The 2,982-nt window shown below is 55.3% G+C and carries 2 protein-coding genes; one reads left to right on the forward strand and one right to left on the reverse strand.

The window, feature by feature from the left end:
- Positions 1-138: 138 nt before the first annotated feature.
- Entirely contained in the window at positions 139-1,053 is a 915-nt protein-coding gene (locus tag RTY00_RS22865; protein WP_312666461.1) for a sugar ABC transporter substrate-binding protein, read from the reverse strand.
- A 413-nt stretch (positions 1,054-1,466) separates the two neighbouring features.
- Here RTY00_RS22865 and RTY00_RS22870 point away from each other — a divergent pair, with 413 nt between their 5' ends.
- Complete coding sequence (locus tag RTY00_RS22870) at positions 1,467-2,846, forward strand: MFS transporter (protein WP_312666463.1); 1,380 nt, start codon at positions 1,467-1,469, stop codon at positions 2,844-2,846.
- Positions 2,847-2,982 lie beyond the last annotated feature (136 nt).

Below are 2,982 nucleotides of genomic sequence, written 5' to 3' on the forward strand. Positions count from 1 at the left end.
TGCCTGCGCGACGGCGAGTATCACGATATCGTGCAGATGGCTAAACTAAAAAACTGATGGGTTTTGCGCAATAAATTGCGCCGCTACGGAATTGTGCACGCATTCGTAGCGGTGCGATTCATCGCTCGCGTTTACCTTTTACTGACTCTTCTCAACGTACTTCTGCATATTCTCTTTGGTCACCAGCTCGAACGGGATCCACACGTGTGAATCCACTTTCTCGCCTTTGATCAGCTTCTGCGCCACATCCACCGATGTTTTGCCCTGGCCGACCGCATCCTGGAACACTGTGACCTGAATTTTGTCCTGCGACAGCGCTTTCAGGCCGTCTGGCGTGGCATCAATACTGCCAATCAGCACCTTTTTATTGCCCTTGGCCAGCGCCATCGCCGCGCCAATCGCCATCTCATCGTTGTTAGCCGCAACGATATCAATCGCTTCATCGTTGCCCAGCCAGTTATTCATCAAATCCATGCCTTCATTGCGTGCGTAGTTGGCGGGCTGTTTCTGTACCACTTTCATGCCGGGATATTTCGCTACCACTTGCTCAACGTCTTTGGTGCGTTGCAGCGCACCGGCATCGGTCAGGTTACCGATCATGATCGCCACATTGCCTTTGTAGTTAGCCATTTTCGCCAGCGCTTCCATCTGCAAGGTGCCGGATTCACGCTCGTCGGAGCCGACAAACACCACGCCGGCCGGCAGCGATTTATCGCCCGGCGTGCGGTTTACGTACACCAGCGGAATTTTTGCCTGCTGCGCCAGCTTGGTGAGCTGCGGCGTGCTGGCCGAATCGACCGGATCGACGATGATCGCATCCACGCCCGCGCCGATAAAACTCTGCACCTGATCGGTCTGACGTCCGACGTCACCGCGTGCATCTTCAAACTGAATATCGAGTCCGCGCGCTTTGGCTTCTTTATCAATCGACTGGCGAATAATGGTGAGGAAGTTTTGATCGAAGTAGGCCATCGACACGCCAATTTTTTCCGCCAGCGCCGAGACTGATGTTGAGAGCAGGCCGAGCAACACAATCGCCTTGAGGGTTTTCATCGCAGACTCCAGAGTAAGCTTGTTATTAGAATGAATATTTCATCAAGATCAAAAATGGCTTAATGAAATCATTTTCAGCCTACGAGCCCGCTACGCGGCTGACAATCAGCAAGGTTGGATTTTGCAGCCAGGCGCACACTTTGCTCTCGGGTGCGTCTTTCCTTCGCGCACTCATAGTTGCGCTGCAAAGGATTTTCTTAGAGCTGGCGCACATTGCAGCGCAAAGGCGTGCGGATCTTTAAGGTTCTGTGCAGCGCCGCACCTTGCTTTGTGCCAGCTGCTAAATCTGGCGCTAATTAGCACTGTCGATTCCGCCATTCGCCCAATGACCACGGCTGAAACCGCTTCCTATAGTTGCTGCATAGGGAAAATAAAGCGGTATTCCGGCACGTTTCATTTGAGGAATTCAGCCCATGCTAAAAGCCAATAATCGTCCAAAGAACAGCCACGTACGCGTTTGGATCCTTTGCCTGATCCTGTTTCTTTCCGTGGTGGCGTATGCCGACCGCTCGATCCTGTCGATCTCGGGATCGGCGATCAAAGATGAGTTTGGACTCTCGGCGATCCAGCTTGGCTTGATCCTCTCGGCGTTTAGCTGGGCCTATGTGATCGGCCAGATCCCCGGCGGCCTGTTCCTTGATCGCTTTGGCACCAAAAAAGTGTATGGCGTGACGCTGGCGCTGTGGTCGCTCTCCACGCTGCTGATGGGCTTTGTCGGCGAGTTCTCCAGTGGCATGACCATGGCGCTGACGCTGATGTTTGCGCTGCGTTTCGCGCTGGGCCTGATTGAAGCCCCCAGTTTTCCCGCCAATGCGCGCGCGGTGATCATGTGGTTCCCCAGCGCCGAACGCGGCCGCGCCTCTTCACTCTTCGCCTCGGCGCAATATTTTGCCGTCGCTATCTTCTCGCCACTCTCCGGCTGGCTGGTATCGCGTTTCGGCTGGGAATGGCCGTTCTTCGTACTGGGTGGCATTGGCGTACTGGCGGTGTTTGTCTGGATGGGCTTTATGCGCAGTCCGCGCCATCATCCGCGAGTATCGGAAAATGAGCTGCGCTATATCGAGCAGGGCGGCGCGCTGGTCGATATCGATTCGGCGCAAACGCTAAAAGCGCGTCCGCCGTTGAGCAAAGCGATGTTCAAAACGCTGCTCAGCAACCGCATGCTGTGGTGCGCCTACATCGGCCAATATTGCATCATCGCGCTCAGCTACTTCTTTATCACCTGGTTCCCGATTTATCTGGTGCAGGCGCGCGGCATGAATATTCTCGACGCCGGTTTTGCCACCATCGCACCGGCGGTGTTTGGCTTCCTTGGCGGCATCAGCGGCGGCTATATTTCCGACAAACTGCTGGCGAACGGCTGGAGTTTATCCTGGGCGCGTAAAACGCCGTACATCGTCGGCATGCTGATGGCGGCGTCGCTGGTTCTGGCGGCGGTGATCCCCAGCAACGTTGGCATTATCGCCATTATGTCGTTCGCCTTCTTTGGTAAAGGCGTGGCTGCAGGTGCCGGAACCTGGACAATTGTCAGCGATACCGCACCAAAAGAAGCGGTTGGCCTGGCGGGCGCGATCTTCAATGGTATCGGCAATATGGCGGGTTTTATCACGCCGCTGCTGTTCGGCATCATCGTCGGCTTAACTGGCAGCTACAGCATTGGGCTGGTGTTTGTCGGCGCGCACTGCGTGGTCGCTGCTTTACTATTCCTGCTGGTGATGGGACCGATTGAACGCGTTGGCGAGGAGCAGGAGAGCTCAAGCCAGGTCGCCATGAATGGCGACCCTACGACGTAGGGTGCGCATTCATGCGCACCTGGTCAAAGCCCGCACCATCGTAATGTGCGCATTTATGCGCACCCATCTCGCAAACCTCATCGATCGCACAAATCACTCCTGAAGATTTTTTGCTCAGCTGCCGATACCTCCTTAC

It is taken from the genome of Pantoea sp. CTOTU49201, assembly GCF_032054795.1.
GTDB lineage: Bacteria > Pseudomonadota > Gammaproteobacteria > Enterobacterales > Enterobacteriaceae > Pantoea > Pantoea symbiotica.